Raw genomic sequence first — 19,161 nt, 5'->3', positions numbered from 1 at the left:
GTACTGCGGTCACGGGAGGGGACACCGGGTCGGACGGGAGGGTTGAGGGCGTCCTCGACGGTTGAGCGGTTTTCAGCCGTTCGCCGGATCGGCGAGGCGGGAGCGCCCGACGGCGGGCCGTTCGCGCCACAGGTCGAGGCCGATGTCCACGAGTTCGACGCGGTCGAGCTCGGGGACGGCGGTGAGGGGGTGCCAGGCGGCGAGGTCGGTGGAGCCGCCGGTCTCGTTGCGCAGGGAGCCTCCGGTGATCCGGGCCTCGTAGATGATCCGCAGGCCCTGGAAGTCGCCGGGGACCGACAGCCGGCGCAGCCAGCCCCTGCGGATGGAGTCGATGCCCAGCAGGGCCGTGGGCTCGCAGGTGTACCCGGTCTCCTCCTCGACCTCCCGGACGACGGTGGCGACCGGCTCCTCGCCGTGGTCCATGCCGCCGCCGGGAAGCGTCCATCGCTTGGCGCCGGCCCTGTCCACCCAGCGGGCGAGCAGTACCCGCTCGTCGCGTACGCACACGGCGTAGGCCGCCACCCTCAACTCCTGTTTCATGTACCGAGGTTATCCCCGAGGCGGGAGGTCAGAGCCAGTACGCGGGATAGGTCCGTCCCGCGGCACGGGCGCCCGCGAGGCCGACGGCGACGAGCAGGACGGAGGCGAGGGCGAGCAGCGCCAGGAAGGTCCAGAACGGCGGGTTCTGGAGGGTGACGATCACGGCGGTCGCGGCGGCCGGTGAGTGCGGGGTGCGTGCGAGCATCATCGCCCCGAGCGCGAGGCCGCCGGCGACGGCGGCGCCCCAGAGGCCCGGCCCGGTGAACAGGAGGACGGCGAATCCGGTGAGGGCGGAGAGCAGTTGGCCGCCGACGACGGAGCGGGGCTGGGAGAGCGGCAGGTCCGGTGCCCCCGCGACCAGCGCCATGCTGGCCGCGAGGGGCGGGATGAGCAGGGGCTGGTCGAGCGCGGTGCCGACGGCGACGAGGGCGAGGAGCGCGGCGACGCTGACGGCGGTGGCGAGGGCGACGGCACGGGGGTGCGGGCGGGCGGGGGCGGTCGTCATGCGGAGTCCTGGGGAAGGGACGGATTGGCCGGGGAGTACTCGGGCCGCGACCAGCGCAGGGGGCTGGCCGAGGGGATCTCGACGGTCCGCTCGACGCGGAAGCGGGTGGTGCGGGCGCCTTCGAGGCCGTACTCGGTGTGGGCGTGGCCGCTGAGCTGGAGCGTCGTGCCCGTGCTCCAGTCCAGGAAGAGGAGTCCGGCGCGGCCGTCGGACTCCAGGTTGCCGAGGGACAGGAACATCGCGTTGCCGGGGTAGTCCCGCCAGCTCAGCTCCGTCGGCGAGTCGACCCGGACGAAGCCGGGGTTGCCGCCCCGATGGCTCGCGTCCGCGCCGTCGGGGGCGACGGTGGCGAGGAAGAAGGTGTCGGCGGCGCGGACGAACCGCTCCTGGTCGGGGGTGAGCGCCGCGCCGCGCCGCGCGACACCGGCCGGAGTGGCGAGGTCGGGTGCGTACAGCTCCCGCTTCTGCAGGTACTTCGGGCAGTTGGAGAAGACCTGTTCCGCGTCGACGGTGAAGCCGCGTGCGCTGGGCCGGGCGATGCCGTTGAGCCTCATCCGGCGTCGGGTGCGCGGGTCGAGGGCGATCGTGCCGACGGGGGCTCCGTCCACCACGGGGATGGTGGTGGCGACGGAGATCGTGTGCGGACCGGTGGCCCGGACGAAGCCGGGGGCGCCGGTCAGGAGGGTGCTCCAGACGTGGCCTTCGGCGTCGGCCGCCCCGAGCACCAGCATGGGCTGGTGCTCGAGGAAGGCGGCGGCGACGGGGCGGATGCCGGGGGTGATGGAGCGGCCGACGTGGGCGGCGAGCTCGCGGACCCCGACCCTTTCCTGGACGGCCAGGGAGCCCTTGTTGTACGCGTTCATGGCGGGGCCTTTCGGGTGCGGGTCCGGGGGGCTGGGGTGCGGGTCCGGGGGGCGGGGTGCGGGCCCTCGGCGCGGTGGGCGCGTTCGTGTGGTTGTGCCCACCCGTTCCTCCCCCAGGGCTTCGCCCTGGGGGGACCCCTGCGGAACGATTGCCTACAAGGGGGTGGCTCCTAGAAGAAGCCGCACGTGGGAGCCGACTCCGACGGGGCCGCCGCGCCCTCCGCGCCCTGCGGGGCGTAGATCTCCAGGCGCGTGCCGTCCGGGTCGTGGAAGAAGATGCCGCCCGAGGCCGCGCCTTCGCGGTGGGCGACCACGCCCTCGTACGCGAAGGAGACGTTCCGCGCCTTGAGCGCGGCCTCGGCCGACCTGACCCGGTCGATCGACTCGGCCTCGAAGGCCAGGTGGTGGAGGCCGGCGCGGGCGGAGTCGTAGGGCTGCTCCGCCTGCTGCCAGAGGGTGAGGACGAGCTGCCCGTCCTGGCCCAGGAAGGCGTACCGCCGCCCTTCCTCCTTGCCCTCGCCGATCACCTGGAAGCCGAGGACGTCGCCGTAGAAGGCGAGCGAGCGTTCCAGGTCCGTGACGTTGAGGCCGATGTGACCGGTGCGCAGCGTGCCGATGGCAGACATGACTGTCCCCTCGAAGTGTGGCCAACCCCCTCCGGGCTAACCGCTTAACTCGACTTTAGGGGTTAGCCGTCGGTCGGTGCAACCCGTTCACGTACTCTTGAGTGGTTAGACCACGGCAAAGGGGCCCCGCGATGACCGTCACCGACCCTCGTCCGCTCCTCGGCGAGCCCGTCTCCCTGGATCTGCTGAACACCCGGTGGATGAAGGACGGCGTCCGTCAGGACCTGCTCACCGACCCGGCCGGGCTGACCGTCTGGCTCGTGGCCAACGGGCTCGACGGCCGCTTCACCGCCGACGCGACGACCCTCCGGCACACCCTCACCGCCCGGGACGCCCTGCTCGCCCTCGCCGACCGCCCCGGCGACCCGAACGCCGTCACCCGCGTCGACGCCGTCCTCGGACACGGCCGCATCCGGGCCACCCTCACCGCCGAGGGACCGGGCGAGGAGCCGGAGTTCGAGGACCCGGCCTGGGGGCCCGGCTGGACCGCCGCCCGCGACTACCTCGATCTGCTGCGCACCGCCCCCGACCGGATCCGGTCCTGCGCCCACGACGCCTGCATCCTGCACTTCTTCGACACCTCGCGGAACGGCACGCGGCGGTGGTGCTCGATGACGACCTGCGGCAACCGCGCCAAGGCCTCGCGGCACTACGCACGTACGAAGGACAACTAACCGGCGCCGCGGGCGAGTCGGCTCGCCCCGTTCGGTCCCGTTTCGTCCTCTGTGGCGCATTGCGCGCGGTGGCGGATGTATGCCACGGCCGTAACCCGCCCCCGACAACCCTCCACAAACCCCTGTCACTTGCGAAAGGCTGAGCGGTCATCCGGTACCGAAATCCGGACCCTCTCTTTTCACAAACAGGGATGTAAATGACCACCCCCGAATCTCAGAGCTCCATACCCGGGCGCTCGACCCCCGGACACAGACGCGCGGCCCGTATCGCCGCCGCCGCCGGACTTGTGACCGCGCTCATCGCGGCCGGTGCTGCTCCGGTCCTGGCCGCCGACGAACCGGCGACCACCACTCCCCCGGTGAAGTCCGCCGACTCCGCCGACAAGCTCGGCGCGACCGACGCCCAGCGTCTGTCCGAGGCCGAGGCCGCCGGCGAGCAGAACGTCACCATCCTCGTCGCCACGGCCCCCGGCGCCACCGAGCAGGTCGCCGGCCAGCTCGACGCCGTCCAGGGCGCGTCCGTCGGCAGGCAGGACGACAAGCTCGGCTACGTCCGCGCCACGATCCCGACGGGCAAGGCGGACGCCGCCATCAAGGCGGCCACCAAGCTCACCTCCGTCCAGTCGATCGACCTCCAGGCGGAGATCAAGCTGGACGACCCGACCCCGGACGCGGGCACCGCGGGCGCCGTCGAGGGCACGACCGTCACCACGACGTACCCGGCCCCGGGCAAGAACACCCCGGCGAAGAACCCGTACAACCCGTCGCACGAGACCGGCGCGGTCGAGTTCGTCCAGGACCACCCCAAGGCCGACGGCCGCGGTGTGACGATCGGCATCCTCGACTCCGGTGTCGACCTCGGCCACCCGGCGCTGCAGAAGACCACCACCGGCGAGCGCAAGATCGTCGACTGGGTCACCGCCACCGACCCGCTGACCGAGGGCGACGCCACCTGGCGCGCCCAGATCACCCCGGTCACGGGCCCGGTCTTCACCGCCGCGACGCAGAGCTGGAAGGCGCCCGACGGCTCCTACCAGTGGAGCCGCTTCGCCGAGTCGATCACCGCGGGCGGTGACCCGGCCGGTGACATCAACCGCGACGGCGACACCACCGACACCTTCGGCATGCTGTACGACGCCGCCGCCGGCACCGTCCGCGTGGACACCGACCAGAACAACGACTTCACGGACAACGCGCCGATGAAGCCGTACAAGGACGGGAACCAGGTCGGCTGGTTCGGTACCGACAACCCGGCCACCGAGGTCGCGGAGAAGACGCCGTTCGTCGTCGAGATCCGCAAGGACGTCGCGATGGACCCCCTGGGCGGCGCCTGGGTGGGCCAGAAGCGGGACTTCGTCAACATCGGCATCGTCGAGTCCTCGCACGGCACGCACGTGGCCGGCATCACCGCCGCCCACAGCCTGTTCGGCGGGAAGATGAACGGCGCCGCCCCCGGCGCGAAGATCGTCTCCTCGCGCGCCTGCACCTGGACCGGCGGCTGCACCAACACCGCCCTGACCGAGGGCATGACGGACCTCGTCGTCAACCGTGGCGTCGACATCGTCAACATGTCGATCGGCGGCCTGCCCGCGCAGAACGACGGCGACAACGTCCGCTCGCGCCTCTACACCCGTCTGATCGACGAGTACGGCGTCCAGCTGGTCATCTCGGCCGGCAACTCCGGTCCGGGCATCAACACGATCGGCGACCCCGGCCTGGCCGACAAGGTGCTCTCGGTCGGCGCGGCGATCTCCAGGTCCACCTGGGCCGCCAACTACGGCTCGGCCGTCGAGAAGTCGTACGCCATGTTCCCCTTCTCCTCGCGCGGCCCGCGTGAGGACGGCGGCTTCACCCCGACCATCACCGGTCCGGGCTCGGCCGTGAACACCATCCCGACCTGGCAGGCGGGCGCGGGTGTGCCGGAGGCCGGCTACGCCCTGCCCGCCGGTTACGGCATGCTCAACGGCACCTCGATGTCCTCCCCGCAGGTCGCGGGCGCGAGCGCGCTGCTGCTCTCCGCCGCGAAGCAGAAGCGCATCGAGCTCTCCCCGCTCACCCTGCGCACCGCGCTCACCTCGACCGCGAACCGGATCCCCGGTGTCGCGGCCCACGAGCAGGGCTCGGGTCTGATCGACATCAACGACGCCTGGGACTCGATCAAGGACGGCGCGACCGCCCACGACTACAAGGTCGAGGCCCCGGTCGACACCGTGATCTTCCCGGCCCCGCACACCGGCACCGGTGTGTACGACCGTGAGGGCGGCCTCAAGGTCGGCCAGAAGAAGGTCTACGACGTCACCGTCACGCGCACGACCGGTCCGAACCGGGCCATCGAGCACGAGCTGGACCTGAAGTACAACGACGGCACCTTCCGGATCCTCGGCGACGACGAGATCGACCTGCCGCTGAACAAGCCGGTCACCGTCAAGGTCCAGGCGCAGCCCCGCTCCGCCGGTGTGCACAGCGTCATCCTGGAGGCCGACGACGAGCGCACCGAGGGCGTCGACAAGCAGATCCTGTCGACCGTCGTCGTCGCGAACGACCTGGTCGCGCCCGGCTACGGCTTCTCCGGCGCCGGCTCGGTGCAGCGCAACAGCCACGCGTCGTACTTCGTGAACGTGCCGGCGGGCGCCAAGACCCTTGAGGTCGCCATCGGCGGTCTCAAGGAGAAGAGCCAGACCCGGTTCATCGCGATCCACCCGTACGGCGTGGCCATCGAGTCCACCGCGTCCAACGTCTGCTACCCGCACTACAACCCGGGCAACGGCTGCCGTGCGGACCTGCGTTCGTACGCCAACCCGACGCCGGGCGTCTGGGAGATCGAGGTCGAGGCGCGCCGCACCTCGCCCGACCTGGACAACCCGTACAAGCTCGACGTCTCGGTGCTCGGCGCCGACTTCGACCCGACCGTGCAGACCGTCGCCGAGGCGAAGGTCGGCACCCCTGCCCCGGTCCAGTGGACGGTCACCAACAAGTTCGCCGCCATCGACGGCAGGCTGAAGGGTGGCTCGCTGGGCTCGGCCAAGGTCGAGACCCCGACGATCAAGCACCACGAGCAGCAGACGAAGACCGTCACCATCGGTGAGGGTGTCGAGCGGCTCGACGTGGCGATCGGCAACACCTCGGACAAGGCCGCCGACCTGGACCTGACGGTCCTGCTCAACGGCAAGCAGGTGGGCCAGGCCGCGGACGGTGACTCGGAGGAGGCCGTCTCGCTGGTCAAGCCGGCCGCCGGCACCTACACCATCGTGATCGACGGCTACTCGGTGCAGGCCGAGGGCGGCACGACCTTCGACTACAAGGACGTGTACTACTCGTCCTCGCTCGGCAGCGTGCGGGTCGACGCGTCGAAGCCGGTGCCGCTGGCCAACGGCGCGAGCGCCCAGGTCGGCGCCGAGGTGCTGGTCGCCGGTGCCGCGCCCGAGGGCCGGCAGTTCTTCGGCGAGGTCCAGCTGCTGAACGCGCGCGGCACGGTCGCGGGCTCCGGCAGTGTCGTGATCGGCAAGGTCACGCCGTGACACACACCACTCGCCGGTGAAATCCGGGTGAGTGGGTAGGAGGGCGGGCGCCGGAACCGGCGCCCGCCCTTCGTCCGTCGTGATCCATGTCGTGATCGATGTCCCGACCCTTGGACAATGGATTGGACAAGGCGCCCCGTGACATACGCATCATGGACCGGCAGCACCCTGCACATACGTACGGAGGAGTCCCCGTGAAGGTCGGAATCGTCGGAGCCACCGGTCAGGTCGGCACAGTCATGCGCAGCATCCTGGCCGAGCGGAACTTCCCCGTGGACGAGCTGCGGCTCTTCGCCTCCGCCCGCTCCGCCGGCACGGTCGTCGACGGTGTCACGGTCGAGGACGCCTCCACCGCCGACTACACCGGCCTGGACATCGTGCTCTTCTCCGCCGGTGGTGCCACCTCCAAGGCGCTCGCCGAGAAGGTCGCCTCCCAGGGTGCCGTCGTGATCGACAACTCCTCCGCCTGGCGTCGCGACCCCGAGGTGCCGCTGGTGGTCTCCGAGGTCAACCCGCACGCGATCAAGGACCGCCCCAAGGGGATCATCGCCAACCCGAACTGCACCACGATGGCCGCGATGCCGGTCCTCAAGCCGCTCCACCAGGAGGCGGGCCTGACCGCGCTCGTCGCCACCACCTACCAGGCCGTGTCCGGCTCCGGCGTGGCGGGCGTCGCCGAGCTGCGTACCCAGGCGTGCGCCGTGGCCGAGAAGGCGGACCAGCTGGCGTTCGACGGCGAGGCCGTCGAGTTCCCCGAGCCGGCCGTCTACAAGCGTCCGATCGCCTTCAACGTGGTCCCGCTGGCCGGCTCGATCGTCGACGACGGCTCCTTCGAGACCGACGAGGAGCAGAAGCTCCGCAACGAGTCCCGCAAGATCCTGGAGATCCCCGGTCTGAAGGTCTCCGGCACCTGCGTCCGGGTCCCGGTCTTCTCCGGCCACTCGCTCCAGGTCAACGCCCGCTTCGACCGTCCGATCAGCGTGGAGCGCGCCTACGAGCTGCTGAAGGACGCCGAGGGCGTCGAGCTCTCCGAGATCCCCACGCCGCTCCAGGCCGCCGGCAAGGACGCGTCCTACGTGGGCCGCATCCGCGTGGACGAGACGGTGGAGAACGGTCTCGCGCTGTTCCTCTCCAATGACAACCTGCGCAAGGGCGCGGCGCTGAACGCGGTGCAGATCGCGGAGCTCGTGGCGGCGGAGCTGAAGGGCTGACGCCCCCACCCGCGCGACGAAGGGGCGGCCACCGTGACGGTGGCCGCCCCTCGGCGTGTCCGGCCGTGGCGCGGTGCTTCCGGTGATCCCGCGGTGGCACAGTGCTTCCCATGACCCAGATACCGAAGGGCGCCCAGCTGCCGGTGCCCGCCCAGGCCCTCCAGGTCGCGGTCGCCTGGCGGACCGGTCCCGGCGTGCCCGACGTGGACGTCTCGGCGCTGCTTCTGGACGCGGGCGGGCGGGTGCGGGGGGACGCGGATCTCGTCTTCTACAACCACCAGGAGCACCCGTCGGGGGCCGTACGGCATCTGGGCAGGTCGGCGCCCGGGGTCCCGGGAGACCCGGCGGCGGACTGGCTGTGGATGGACCTCGGGCGGCTGGAGCCGGGCATCGAGCGGGTGGTGGTCGCCGCCTCCGCCGACGGTGTCCCCTTCGGCCGGGTGCCTGCGCTGGACATCCGGGTCACGGACCTGACCGGCACGGCGGCGGCGTACTTCCCGATCGGGGACGCGACGACGGAGACCGCGTTCGTCTTCGGCGAGTTCTACCGGAGTGACGGCGGCTGGCGGTTCCGGGCGGTGGGGCAGGGGTACGCCTCCGGCCTGGCGGGGCTCGCGACGGACTTCGGCATCGAGGTCGAGGCCGTGCCCGCCCCGATCCCGGGCCCGGGGTACGTCCCGCCCCCACCGCCTCCGGCGCCCGCGCACACCCCGGTCCCGGCGCCCGCCCCCGTCACCGGGTACGGCCCCGGCCCCGCCGCCGACCCCTTCTCCACCACCTTCCGGCCCTCCGTCCACCAGGGCCGCGGCAAGGAGACCGTGCGGTGCGACCCCGCCGTCCCGCCGGGCTGGGCACTTCTGGAGATCGAGTCGTACCACTCGATATCCACCACCATCGAGTCCTGCGACGCCTACGGCCGGGCCGAGGACTTCCTGCTCATGGCGTACGAGGACGACGTCCGGGCCCGCACCGTCGCCGTCGTGCCGCGGGACCGGCCCCTGACGCTGCGGGTCGAGGCGGACACCCCCTGGACGCTGCGGGTGCTGCCGCTGAGCCACGCACGCCGTTTCGACAGCCACATCGAGGGGGTCGCGCACGATCTCGTCGTCTACGACGGGCCGCCGGGAGTCCTCGACTTCATCCACCACGGAGAGTCCAACTTCACCGTCCACCAGCACCGCCCGCCCGCCGAGCCCGCGTACGACGACGAGGACCAGGAGCTGCTCGTCAACGAGATCGGCGAGGTCCGGGTCAGCGCTCCCGTGCCCGGGCCGGGACTGCTGCGGATCAGCGGCGACGGACCGTGGAAATGCGCGGTGCGCCGCTGAGGCACGCCGTGGAAGGATGAGCCAAACGTCACGAAACCGAGGAGTTGACCGGGTGCCTGGCACAAACCTGACCCGTGAAGAGGCGCGGCAGCGGGCGAAGCTGCTGACCGTGGACGCGTACGAGGTCGAACTGGACCTCTCCGGTGCGCAGGAGGGCGGCACCTACCGGTCCGTCACCACCGTCCACTTCGATTCCGCCGAGGCCGGCGCGGAGACCTTCATCGACCTCGTCGCCCCCGCCGTGCACGAGGTCGTGCTCAACGGCCACGCGCTGGACGTGGCGGCGGTCTTCCGGGACTCGCGGATCGCGCTGGCCCATCTGCACCAGGGCCGCAACGAGCTGAAGGTCGTCGCGGACTGCGCGTACACCAACACCGGTGAGGGCCTGCACCGGTTCGTCGACCCGGTCGACGACCAGGCGTACCTCTACACCCAGTTCGAGGTGCCGGACGCCCGCCGCGTCTTCGCCGCCTTCGAGCAGCCGGACCTGAAGGCGACCTTCCAGTTCACCGTGAAGGCGCCGAGCGGCTGGACGGTGATCTCCAACTCGCCGACGCCGGAGCCCAAGGACGACCTGTGGGTCTTCGAGCCGACCCCGCGCATCTCGACGTACATCACCGCGCTGATCGTCGGCCCGTACCACTCGGTGCACTCCTCCTACGAGAAGGACGGGCAGACGGTCCCGCTCGGCATCTACTGCCGTCCGTCGCTGGCCGAGTACCTCGACTCGGACCACATCTTCGACGTCACGCGCCAGGGCTTCGACTGGTTCCAGGAGAAGTTCGCCTACGACTATCCCTTCGCCAAGTACGACCAGCTCTTCGTGCCGGAGTTCAACGCGGGCGCGATGGAGAACGCGGGCGCGGTGACCATCCGCGACCAGTACGTCTTCCGCTCGAAGGTGACGGACGCGGCGTACGAGCGCCGGGCCGAGACGATCCTGCACGAGCTCGCGCACATGTGGTTCGGCGACCTGGTCACCATGGAGTGGTGGAACGACCTGTGGCTGAACGAGTCGTTCGCGACCTTCACCTCGGTCGCCTGCCAGGCGTCCGCGGAGGGCACCCGCTGGCCGAACGCCTGGACGACCTTCGCCAACGCGGAGAAGACCTGGGCCTACCGCCAGGACCAGCTGCCGTCCACGCACCCGATCATGGCCGAGATCAACGATCTCGAGGACGTGCTGGTCAACTTCGACGGCATCACCTACGCCAAGGGCGCCTCGGTGCTCAAGCAGCTGGTCGCGTACGTCGGACAGGACGAGTTCTTCAAGGGCGTACAGGCGTACTTCAAGGCGCACGCCTTCGGCAACACACGTCTGTCGGACCTGCTCGGCGCGCTGGAGGAGACCTCCGGCCGTGACCTCAAGGCCTGGTCGAAGGCGTGGCTGGAGACGGCCGGCATCAACATCCTGCGCCCGGAGATCGAGACGGACGCCTCCGGTGTCATCACCTCGTTCGCGGTCAAGCAGGAGGCGCCCGCGCTGCCCGCCGGTGCCAAGGGCGAGTCGATCCTGCGTCCGCACCGGATCGCGATCGGCTTCTACGACCTGGACGAGGCCGGCAAGCTGGTCCGTACGGACCGGGTGGAGCTGGACGTCACCGCCACCGAGCTGACCTCCGTGCCGCAGCTGGTGGGCAAGGCCCGCCCGGCGGTCGTGCTGCTCAACGACGACGACCTGTCGTACGCCAAGGTCCGGCTCGACGAGGTGTCGCTGAAGAACGTCACCGCGCACCTCGGCGACTTCACCGAGTCGCTGCCGCGCGCGCTGTGCTGGGCCTCCGCCTGGGACATGACCCGCGACGGCGAGCTGGCCACGCGCGACTACCTGGACCTGGTGCTCTCGGGCATCGCCAAGGAGTCCGACATCGGCGTGGTGCAGTCGCTGCAGGGCCAGGTGAAGGCCGCGCTCGACCTGTACGCGGCGCCGGAGTGGCGCGAGGCGGGGCTGACCCGCTGGACGGACGCGACGCTGGCGCACCTGAGGGCGGCCGAGCCGGGCAGCGACCACCAGCTGGCGTGGGCGCGGGCGTTCGCCGCGACGGCGCGGACCCCGCAGCAGCTCGACCTGCTGGCCGCTCTTCTGGAGGGCCGGGAGACGATCGAGGGTCTGGCCGTCGACACCGAGCTGCGCTGGGCGTTCGTGCACCGTCTGGCGGCGACCGGGGTCTACGACGAGCCGGAGATCGCGGCCGAGCTGGCGCGGGACCGGACGGCGGCGGGTGAGCGTCACGCGGCGACGTCGCGGGCCGCGCGTCCGACGGAGGCCGCGAAGGCGGAGGCGTGGGCGTCGGTCGTGGAGTCCGACAAGCTGGCGAACGCCGTGCAGGAGGCGGTCATCGGCGGCTTCGTCCAGACCGACCAGCGTGAGCTGCTCGCCCCGTACACGGCGAAGTACTTCGCCTCGATCAAGGGCATCGCGGAGACCCGCAGCCACGAGATGATCCAGCAGATCGTGGTCGGGCTCTACCCGACGCTCCAGGTCTCCCAGGAGACCCTGGACGCCACGGACGCGTGGATCGAGGCGAACGACCCGGCTCCGGCGCTGCGGCGCATGGTGACCGAGTCCCGCGCGGGCGTGGAGCGCGCCCTGAAGGCGCGGGCCGCGGACGCGGCGGCGGCCGTCTAGCCGGTTCACGGCCAACGACGAAGGGGCGCCCTCCCCCGGGGGGCGCCCCTTCGTCGTGGTGAGGTCCGCCCGGCGGGCGGGCGTCGGTGCGCGGCCGCTCCGCCGGGCGGAAGCTGTGCGTCGGAGGGGTCAGCCGCCGAGCGCCTCGTAGCGGGCGCGCAGGTCGGCCGCGCCCTGTTCCGTCAGCGTGCCGTGCAGCCGCATCCGGGCGACGCCGCCGTCGGGGAAGGCGTCGAGGCGGACATGGGTGACGACGACCTGCTCGGGGAGCTTGAAGCGGTGCAGGGTGTCGGGCTGCAGCTTGGTGCGGGGGATGATCTCGAACCACTCCCCGTCTCCGGAGGGATCGCCGTTGCGGCCCTGGAGGGCGATCCAGCCGGCCGAGTTGCCCTTGAGGTAGGCGGTGTCGATCTCGACGGCGCGTACGGCGCCCTGGGCGGCGAGCCGGAAGCGGACCCAGTCGTTGGTGCCGCGCACCCGGCGGCGGCGGTTCTCCCAGCCGTCGTCCATCTTGCGGGAGGTGCCGGGCAGGATGATCTGGGTCGGCGAGGAGTAGAACTTGTCCGACGCGTCCTCGTACACCCCTCCGTTGAGTACGGAGATCAGGTCGAGGGTGCCGAGCAGCTCCAGCCACTCGGGGTCGGGCACGACCTCGCCGTGGACCCGGAGGCGGGCGATGCCGCCGTCGGGGTGCTGGCAGAGACGGATGTGCGTCCAGCGCCGTTCGCTGCTGATCTCGAAGCCGTTGGCGGCGTGTCCGCGGACGGGGGTGGGCGGGACGAGCTCTTCCCACTTCACGTCGTCGGCGAGGAGCTGCTCGGGGCTGGGCGATCCCTCGACGGCGGCGGCCTGGACGGAGACCCGCTGCGGGTAGTTGCCGCGGAAGTGGGCGGTGTCGACGATGATCCCGCGGATGACGCCGGGGGCGCCGAGGCGGACGATCGCCCAGTCGTGGTCCTCGGAGGCGGGGAAGACGTTCTCGGCGTCGGCGCCGCGGCGGCGGCGGGTCTCCCAGCCATCCATGATCTTGCCCTTGTGGCCGAAGTGCTCCGGGTCGAAGACGGCGCGCTCGCGGACGAGGAGGTTCTCGCGCTCGGCGAAGAACTCGTCGTTGGCGGCGACGACGCCGGCGCCGAGGCGGCGGTCGGCCAGGTCGACCAGCTCGGTGAAGGGGAAGTCACCGGTGCGGTAGTCGGCGTACGGGTCACCCCCGCCGTAGGGGGCGGCGTCGTTGGCGTGCGGGTCCTGGTTCTCGTCGAAGCTGCTCATGCCCTCGACCTTGCCCGCTGCGGAGCCTCGCGGTCCATCGAATGTTTTCGACGTACCTTTTCAGTTCTGCTGAACGGTCTCGCGGGCTGCGGCGGCCTGCCCGAGCGCGGCGAGGACCCGGGCCAGGGCGGGCCCCTCCTCCGCGCCGCGCCGGACCGCCGCGACGATGTGGCGGCGCGGCTGGTCGGCGGCGAGGACCCTCATGACGACGCCGGTGCGGCGCTCGGCGGAGGCCATCCGGGGCACCAGGGCGACGCCCATCCCGGCCTCGACCATGGCGAGGATCGCGGTCCAGCCGGAGGCGCTGTGGGCCTGCTCGGGCACGAAGCCGGCGGCCTCGCAGGCGGCGGTGGTGATCTCGGACCAGGGGCCGGAGCCGCCGAAGATCCAGGGCTCGGCGGAGAGGTCGGCGAGCCGCAGCCCGGGGGCGTCGGCGAGCGGGTGCCCGGCGGGCAGGGCGACGTCGAGCGGGTCGGCAAGGAGGGGGAGGCGGCTGAACTTGGGGTCGCGTACGGAGGGGGCGTGGGCGGCGAGCGAGAGCGCCAGGTCGACCTCTCCGGCGGCGAGCAGTTCGTACGCCTCCGCCGCCTCGGCCTCGCGCACGCGGACGTCGAGCCCGGGGTGCGCGGTGCGCAGCTGCTGCACGGCGGGGACGACGAGGGCGGGTACGGCGGTCGAGAACGCCGCCACCCGCACCTGTCCCGCCTCGCCCCGCAGGTACCCGTCGAGTTCGGCGTCGGCGCGTTCCAGCTGGGCGAAGACCACTTCGGCGTGGCGCAGTACGAGATGGGCGGCGTCGGTCAGCCGGACCCGCCGGCCCTGCGCCTCCAGAAGCTGGACACCGAGCTGTCTGGCGAGGTTGGTGAGTTGCTGGGAGACGGCCGAGGGGGTCATGAGCAGGACCTCCGCGGTCGCGGTGACGGTGCCGCGATCACGGAGGGTACGGAGGATCTGGAGTTTCTTGATGTCCCACTCGGTCATGGGGCGCAACCTACCGGGGCGGTCACTTCCCGCGCGCCGAGGCGAGGGCCACCCCGCTCAGGATGAGGACCATGCAGCCGGCGCCCAGGACGCCCGGCTCCTCGCCGAGCAGGGCGAAGGAGAGGAGGGCCACGCAGACGGGCTGGAGGTAGTAGACGACTCCGGCGCGGGCCGCGCCGATGAGGCCGATGGCCTTGTTCCAGGCGAAGAAGGCGACGGCGGAGGAGAGGACGCCGACGTAGGCCAGGGGGCCGAGGGTGCCGAGGGAGGGCTCGAAGCCGCCCTGGACGGCGAGGCTGATCCCGTACGCGGGCAGCAGCATCAGCGCGCCGAGGACGAAGGTGGTGAAGAGGAAGACGACGCCGCCGAGTTCGGCGGGGCGGCGCTTGAGCAGGGCGCTGTACGAGGCGAAGCTGACGGCCGCCGCCAGCATCCAGAGGTCGCCGGCGGCGAGCGAGGTGGGAAGCGTGCCCTTGCCGACCAGGAGCAGCACCCCGGCGCAGGCGATCAGCATTCCGGTCACGCGCCGGGCGCCCAGTCGGGCGCCGCCGAGGCGGGCGTAGAGGGCCATGAGGACCGGCGAGGCGGCCATGATCATGCCCATGTTGCCGGCGGAGGTGGTGAGTCCGGCCTGGTGGACGAGGGTGTTGTAGAGGGCGACGCCCAGCAGGGAGGCGAGGGCGACGAAGCCGAAGTGGCGGCGGATCAGCCGGCGTTGGCGCCAGGTCTCGCGGGCCGCGAACGGGGCGACGGCGACGATGGCGATGATCCAGCGCCAGAAGGCGTGCTGGACGGGCGGAACGGAGTCGGCGAGGGCGCGGACGGCGACGAAGCTGCCGGACCAGACGACCGTGGCCACGAGCGCGAGGAGAACGCCGAGGCCGGCTCCCCGCGCGAGGTTCTTCGCGGTGGCCGGCTCGTCGGTCGTTCTGGGTTCGGTGCGGACGCGGTCCAGGAGTGCCACGGTGGTCCTTTCGATTGCGGTGGCCCTACCGTCGCACCCCCGAACCCTCAAGGTCCATCGAAAGTTCCTGACCATTCCTTTCAGAAGAAACGAATGATCCTGCCTTCTTGGCGGCGGGTGTCCGCGGACCGCCCAGCTGGCCGACCAGCGTCGCCCCGAACGCGACCGCCATTCCCGCGAGCTGCACGGGCCCCAGCGCCTGACCGAGCGCCACCCAGCCGATGACGGCCGCGGTGATCGGCGACAGCGGTCCGAGGAGCGTCACCGAGGAGGCGCTCAGCCGCTCGATCCCGCGGAACCAGAGGAAGTAGGAGACCGCCGTGTTGCCGAAGGCGAGGTAGGCGTAGCCGAGCAGGTTGGTGGAGTCCAGGGCGGGCGGGGCGCCTTCGATCAGGAAGGCGATCGGCAGGATGATCAGCCCGCCCGCGGTGAGCTGCCAGCCCGTCAGCGCCAGCGCGCCGACCCCCTCGGGCCTCCCCCAGCGCTTGGTGAAGACCGTGCCGGCGGACATCGACAGGGCGGAGAGCAGTCCGGCGGCCACCCCGACCAGGTCCAGCGCCGCCCCCGCCTTCAGGACCACCAGGCTGACGCCGAAGGCTGCCGCGATCGCGGTGAGCAGGGAGCGCACGGTGGGGCGGTCACCGAGGAAGAGGGCGGCCAGGCCGACCACGAAGAGCGGGCCCACGGAGGCGACGACGGCGGCGACGCCGCCGGGAAGGCGGTACGCGGCGAGGAAGAGCAGCGGGAAGAAGGCGCCGATGTTGAGGGCCCCGAGGACCGCCGCCTTCCACCACCAGGCACCCTGCGGGAGCTTGCGGGTGAGGGCGAGGAGCAGGAGCCCGGCGGGCAGCGCGCGCATCAGTCCGGTGAACAGCGGCCGGTCGGGCGGCAGGAACTCGGTCGTGACGAGGTAGGTGGAGCCCCAGGAGATCGGGGCGAGCGCGGTGAGCGCGACGACGGCGGCCTTACGGGACATGACGGTTCCCCCCTCGGGAATGCCGGTGCTCCGGGGCTTCGGGCCCCGAACTGGCTTGGCGGTAATTAACTTAGCACTAAGCTACTTACTTGCAAGTGGCTTTCTTGTCATCGAGTGGAGGGGAAGGGGAGACTGACGCCATGGAGAAGCACACCCCGGGCCCCGGGCCCGCTCACGACGCCGTCGACGCGATCATCGACCAGTGGGCAGCCGTCCGGCCCGATCTGGAGACCCTGCCGATGGCCGTCTTCGGGCGGATCTACCGGCTGGCCGCCGCCATGCGCGGCCGGGTCGAGAAGGCGTACGCGCCATACGGAATGGGGCTCGGGGAGTTCGACGTGCTCGGGACCCTGCGCCGCTCGGGCGAGCCGTACACTCTCTCGCCGCGCGAACTCGCCGCGACCCTGATGATCACCACCGGCGGGATGACGGGCCGGCTCGACAAGCTGGAGAAGGCCGGACTGCTCAGCCGCAGTCCCGACCCGAACGACCGGCGCGGGCTGCGGGTCACCCTCGGCGAGGACGCCCGGGAGCTGGTGGATCAGGCGGTGGGGGCCGGTCTCGCCCAGCAGCGGGCGGCCCTGGAGTCAGCTCTCACCGAGGAGGAGGCGGAGCAGCTGGCCGGGCTGCTGCGCAAGCTGCTCGCGACCACGGCCTGAACGCACGCGAGGGCGCCGCACGGTACGTCGTACCGTGCGGCGCCCTCGTCAGGCCTCGTGAAGAGGAAAGGCTGGGGGTTACGCCCGCTTCTTGGACTTGTCGAGCACCATCACCAGACCGGCGATCACCAGGAACAGCACGATCGGCGCCGCCACGTACAGGCCGAGGGTCTCCACGACACTCAGCTTGGGGGCCGGGTCGTCACCGTCGTCGCGGGTGAGCGCGAGCGCGGGGGACGACATGAGCAGCATCATCAGCGTCGTACCGGCCGCGACAGCACCGGCGCGCAGAGCGTTCTTCTTGTCCACGGTGCAAACGTAGCGAACACCTAAACCGCCCGCGCGTCCGGGGGTGCCGTACGGGACCCGAAGACGCTCAGCAGGCGGTGCAGGCGGGGCGAGGCGGCCAGCTCCTCCAGAGCGAGCGGCTGGCCGTCCGGGCCGGCCAACGGAAGCCGCCAGTTGGGGTACTGGTCCCAGGTGCCCGGCAGGTTCTGCGGCCGCCGGTCCCCGACCGTGTCCGGCAGCCACACCCCCACCATCGTGGCGGGGGTACGCAGCAGGAACCGGTGGACGGCCCGGATCTCGGCCTCCTCCTCGCCCGGACCCTCCGGCAGCAGCCCGAGGCGCTCCAGGCAGCCCAGCCACTCCCGGACCTCGGCCGCGTCCCGGCCGCGCTCCCGCTCCAGATCGCCGGTGAGCAGCCCGAGCCGGTGGCGCAGGGCGACATGGTCCCCGCTCAGCCGGGCCGCCGTGGAGGGCAGGTCGTGGGTGGTGGCGGTGGCCACGCAGTCGGTGCGCCACTCCTCCGGGGAGAGCGGGCGGCCGTCACCGGCCCAGTCCCGCTCGAACCAGAGCACCGAGGTGCCCAGCACCCCGCACCGGGCCAACCGCTCCCGCACGCCCGGCTCGACGGTGCCGAGATCCTCACCGATGACGACGGCGCCCGCGCGGTGGGCCTCCAGGACGAGGACGGCGAGCATGGCCTCGGAGTCGTAGCGGACATACGTCCCCTCGGTGGGCTCGCGCCCCTCGGGCACCCACCAGAGCCGGAACAGGCCCATCACATGGTCGATCCGCAGCGCGCCCGCGTGGCGCAGCAGCTCCTTGAGGAGCCCGCGGTACGGCGCGTAGCCCGAGGCGGCGAGCGTGTCGGGGCGCCACGGCGGCAGGCCCCAGTCCTGTCCGCGGGCGTTGAAGGCGTCGGGTGGGGCGCCGACCGACATGCCCGCGGCGAAGGCGTCTTGCTGGGCCCAGGCGTCGGAGCCGTCCGGGTGGACGCCGACCGCGAGGTCGTGGACGATCCCCACGGCCATCCCGGCGGCCCGCGCGGCCTCGCCGGCCGCGGCGAGCTGCCGGTCCGTCAGCCAGGCGAGCCGGCAGTGGAAGTCGACACGGGCGGCCAGTTCGTCGTCGGCGCGGACGGCCTGCGCCGCTGAGCGGGGGTCGCGCAGCTCCTCGGGCCAGGACCGCCAGTGGTGCCCGTGGCGCTCGGCGAGGGCGCAGTAGGTGGCGTGGTCCTCCAGGGCCCGGCCGCGCCGCGCGAGGAAGTCGCGGTACTCGGCGCGCCTGCCGGGGCCGAGTTCCACGGTCCGTACCAGCTCCAGGGCGCGCCGCTTGACCTCCCACACCGCGTCCCGGTCGATCAGCGCACCCTTGCGCAGCACCCGTTCACGGAGCTCGGTGGCGTCGGCGAGGACGGATTCCAGCTCGTCGCGGTACTCGGGGGCCAGGAACCCGTACTCGGGGATGTCCTCGATCCGCAGATGGACGGGGTCGGGGAAGCGCCGTGAGGACGGGCGGTACGGGGACGGGTCGGTGGGCGCCCCGGGCACGGCCGCGTGCAGCGGATTGACCTGGACGAACCCCGCGCCGTGCGTCCGGCCCGCCCAGGCGGCGAGTTCGCGCAGGTCGCCCAGGTCGCCCATGCCCCAGGAGCGGGCGGAGAGCACGGAGTAGAGCTGGACGAGCAGGCCGAACGCCCGCTCCCGGGGCCGGGGCACGCGCGCGGGGGCGACGATGAGCGTGCTCCGGCCGGCTCTGCCGTCGGGCGCGAGCGCGTCGAGCTCGTGGACGCCGAGCGGCAGCCCCTCCCAGTCGGCGCTCTCCAGCACCTCACCGGACTCGGTCGTGACGCGCAGCCGGGTGCCGGGCGGCAGCCCCTCGGCCGGGCCCGGCGGGTGCACCGGGCCGTCCTGCCACCGCACCAGGGTGGGCGGAAGAAGGCGCTCCCGCTCGCCTCGCAGCACCGCTTCGAGCGAGGCGGCGACCGCCTCCGGCGTGGACGCGTCGACGCCCAGGACGCCGAGCACGGCCACGACCGTGGCGTCGGGAACCTGGACGATGACGCCCTCGGAGGGCGCGTACTCCGTGGCGACGCCATGGAGGGCGGCGAGGCGGGCCAGGGTCACTTCACAC

At 72.0% G+C, this 19,161-nt stretch carries 16 protein-coding genes; 6 read left to right on the top strand and 10 right to left on the bottom strand.

Annotated elements, in window-relative coordinates; translation table 11 throughout:
• Window positions 1-72: 72 nt before the first annotated feature.
• From J7E93_RS03570 to J7E93_RS03555, 4 genes are all read right to left on the bottom strand, one after another.
• Complete coding sequence (locus J7E93_RS03570; protein WP_215065752.1) at window positions 73-540, bottom strand: NUDIX hydrolase; 468 nt, start codon at window positions 538-540, stop codon at window positions 73-75.
• A 28-nt stretch (window positions 541-568) separates the two neighbouring features.
• The gene (locus J7E93_RS03565; protein WP_215065751.1) at window positions 569-1,045 is read right to left on the bottom strand and encodes an HPP family protein; all 477 of its coding nucleotides are present in this window, start codon (window positions 1,043-1,045) and stop codon (window positions 569-571) included.
• Complete coding sequence (locus J7E93_RS03560) at window positions 1,042-1,908, bottom strand: pyridoxamine 5'-phosphate oxidase family protein (protein ID WP_215065750.1); 867 nt, start codon at window positions 1,906-1,908, stop codon at window positions 1,042-1,044. Before J7E93_RS03560 ends, J7E93_RS03565 begins: the two co-directional genes overlap by 4 nt.
• Window positions 1,909-2,078: 170 nt before the next feature.
• Complete coding sequence (locus J7E93_RS03555) at window positions 2,079-2,534, bottom strand: VOC family protein (RefSeq protein ID WP_215065749.1); 456 nt, start codon at window positions 2,532-2,534, stop codon at window positions 2,079-2,081.
• A 131-nt stretch (window positions 2,535-2,665) separates the two neighbouring features.
• Between J7E93_RS03555 and J7E93_RS03550 the strand changes: the two genes are divergently transcribed.
• The 5 genes from J7E93_RS03550 to pepN all read left to right on the top strand — a co-directional run bounded on the left by J7E93_RS03550 (window position 2,666) and on the right by pepN (window position 11,894).
• Complete coding sequence (locus J7E93_RS03550) at window positions 2,666-3,208, top strand: CGNR zinc finger domain-containing protein (RefSeq protein WP_215065748.1); 543 nt, start codon at window positions 2,666-2,668, stop codon at window positions 3,206-3,208.
• A 197-nt stretch (window positions 3,209-3,405) separates the two neighbouring features.
• Window positions 3,406-6,726 (top strand): S8 family serine peptidase, encoded by a 3,321-nt coding sequence (locus tag J7E93_RS03545; RefSeq protein ID WP_215065747.1) that lies wholly within the window; start codon window positions 3,406-3,408, stop codon window positions 6,724-6,726.
• A 194-nt stretch (window positions 6,727-6,920) separates the two neighbouring features.
• Window positions 6,921-7,937: an aspartate-semialdehyde dehydrogenase gene (locus tag J7E93_RS03540; RefSeq protein ID WP_215065746.1), complete on the top strand. Its 1,017-nt coding sequence runs from the start codon at window positions 6,921-6,923 to the stop codon at window positions 7,935-7,937.
• A 110-nt stretch (window positions 7,938-8,047) separates the two neighbouring features.
• The gene (locus J7E93_RS37740; RefSeq protein WP_285440870.1) at window positions 8,048-9,265 is read left to right on the top strand and encodes a TerD family protein; all 1,218 of its coding nucleotides are present in this window, start codon (window positions 8,048-8,050) and stop codon (window positions 9,263-9,265) included.
• Window positions 9,266-9,317: 52 nt separating this feature from the next.
• Entirely contained in the window at window positions 9,318-11,894 is a 2,577-nt protein-coding gene (gene pepN, locus J7E93_RS03525) for an aminopeptidase N (protein ID WP_215065744.1), read from the top strand.
• Window positions 11,895-12,023: 129 nt separating this feature from the next.
• Here the strand turns inward: pepN and alc are convergent, their stop codons facing one another.
• Genes alc through J7E93_RS03505 form a run of 4 tightly spaced genes read right to left on the bottom strand, consistent with a single transcriptional unit; the run spans window position 12,024 to window position 16,084 of the window.
• Window positions 12,024-13,163 (bottom strand): allantoicase, encoded by a 1,140-nt coding sequence (gene alc / locus J7E93_RS03520; protein WP_215065743.1) that lies wholly within the window; start codon window positions 13,161-13,163, stop codon window positions 12,024-12,026.
• A 60-nt stretch (window positions 13,164-13,223) separates the two neighbouring features.
• Window positions 13,224-14,144, bottom strand: coding sequence for a LysR family transcriptional regulator (locus J7E93_RS03515; RefSeq protein ID WP_215065742.1), 921 nt, complete (start codon window positions 14,142-14,144; stop codon window positions 13,224-13,226).
• 22 nt (window positions 14,145-14,166) lie between these two features.
• Window positions 14,167-15,108, bottom strand: coding sequence for a DMT family transporter (locus J7E93_RS03510; RefSeq protein ID WP_308367685.1), 942 nt, complete (start codon window positions 15,106-15,108; stop codon window positions 14,167-14,169).
• Between the two features lie 25 nt (window positions 15,109-15,133).
• The gene (locus J7E93_RS03505; protein ID WP_215065740.1) at window positions 15,134-16,084 is read right to left on the bottom strand and encodes an EamA family transporter; all 951 of its coding nucleotides are present in this window, start codon (window positions 16,082-16,084) and stop codon (window positions 15,134-15,136) included.
• A 140-nt stretch (window positions 16,085-16,224) separates the two neighbouring features.
• Between J7E93_RS03505 and J7E93_RS03500 the strand changes: the two genes are divergently transcribed.
• A complete protein-coding gene (locus J7E93_RS03500) occupies window positions 16,225-16,743 on the top strand; it encodes a MarR family winged helix-turn-helix transcriptional regulator (protein WP_215065739.1) in 519 nt (172 codons plus the stop codon).
• A gap of 78 nt (window positions 16,744-16,821) precedes the next feature.
• Here J7E93_RS03500 and J7E93_RS03495 read toward each other — a convergent pair whose 3' ends face one another.
• Window positions 16,822-17,052, bottom strand: a complete 231-nt coding sequence (locus J7E93_RS03495) for a hypothetical protein (RefSeq protein WP_215065738.1) — start codon at window positions 17,050-17,052, stop codon at window positions 16,822-16,824.
• A 20-nt stretch (window positions 17,053-17,072) separates the two neighbouring features.
• On the bottom strand, window positions 17,073-19,154 hold the full coding sequence (gene malQ, locus J7E93_RS03490) for a 4-alpha-glucanotransferase (RefSeq protein WP_215065737.1): 2,082 nt from the start codon (window positions 19,152-19,154) through the stop codon (window positions 17,073-17,075).
• Between the last annotated feature and the right edge of the window lie 7 nt (window positions 19,155-19,161).

This window comes from Streptomyces sp. ISL-36 (assembly GCF_018614205.1).
Taxonomy (GTDB): domain Bacteria; phylum Actinomycetota; class Actinomycetes; order Streptomycetales; family Streptomycetaceae; genus Streptomyces.
Note: the sequence above shows the minus strand (reverse complement) of the source record. Positions and strands in the feature narration are given on the sequence as shown.

What these genes read in the sequence shown, in the direction of transcription:
- J7E93_RS03570 (WP_215065752.1), bottom strand. Translation starts at nt 540, where the DNA reads ATGAAACAGGAGTTGAGGGTGGCGGCCTACGCCGTGTGCGTACGCGAC.
- J7E93_RS03565 (WP_215065751.1), bottom strand. Translation starts at nt 1,045, where the DNA reads ATGACGACCGCCCCCGCCCGCCCGCACCCCCGTGCCGTCGCCCTCGCC.
- J7E93_RS03560 (WP_215065750.1), bottom strand. Translation starts at nt 1,908, where the DNA reads ATGAACGCGTACAACAAGGGCTCCCTGGCCGTCCAGGAAAGGGTCGGG.
- J7E93_RS03555 (WP_215065749.1), bottom strand. Translation starts at nt 2,534, where the DNA reads ATGTCTGCCATCGGCACGCTGCGCACCGGTCACATCGGCCTCAACGTC.
- J7E93_RS03550 (WP_215065748.1), top strand. Translation starts at nt 2,666, where the DNA reads ATGACCGTCACCGACCCTCGTCCGCTCCTCGGCGAGCCCGTCTCCCTG.
- J7E93_RS03545 (WP_215065747.1), top strand. Translation starts at nt 3,406, where the DNA reads ATGACCACCCCCGAATCTCAGAGCTCCATACCCGGGCGCTCGACCCCC.
- J7E93_RS37740 (WP_285440870.1), top strand. Translation starts at nt 8,048, where the DNA reads ATGACCCAGATACCGAAGGGCGCCCAGCTGCCGGTGCCCGCCCAGGCC.
- alc (WP_215065743.1), bottom strand. Translation starts at nt 13,163, where the DNA reads ATGAGCAGCTTCGACGAGAACCAGGACCCGCACGCCAACGACGCCGCC.
- J7E93_RS03515 (WP_215065742.1), bottom strand. Translation starts at nt 14,144, where the DNA reads ATGACCGAGTGGGACATCAAGAAACTCCAGATCCTCCGTACCCTCCGT.
- J7E93_RS03505 (WP_215065740.1), bottom strand. Translation starts at nt 16,084, where the DNA reads ATGTCCCGTAAGGCCGCCGTCGTCGCGCTCACCGCGCTCGCCCCGATC.
- J7E93_RS03500 (WP_215065739.1), top strand. Translation starts at nt 16,225, where the DNA reads ATGGAGAAGCACACCCCGGGCCCCGGGCCCGCTCACGACGCCGTCGAC.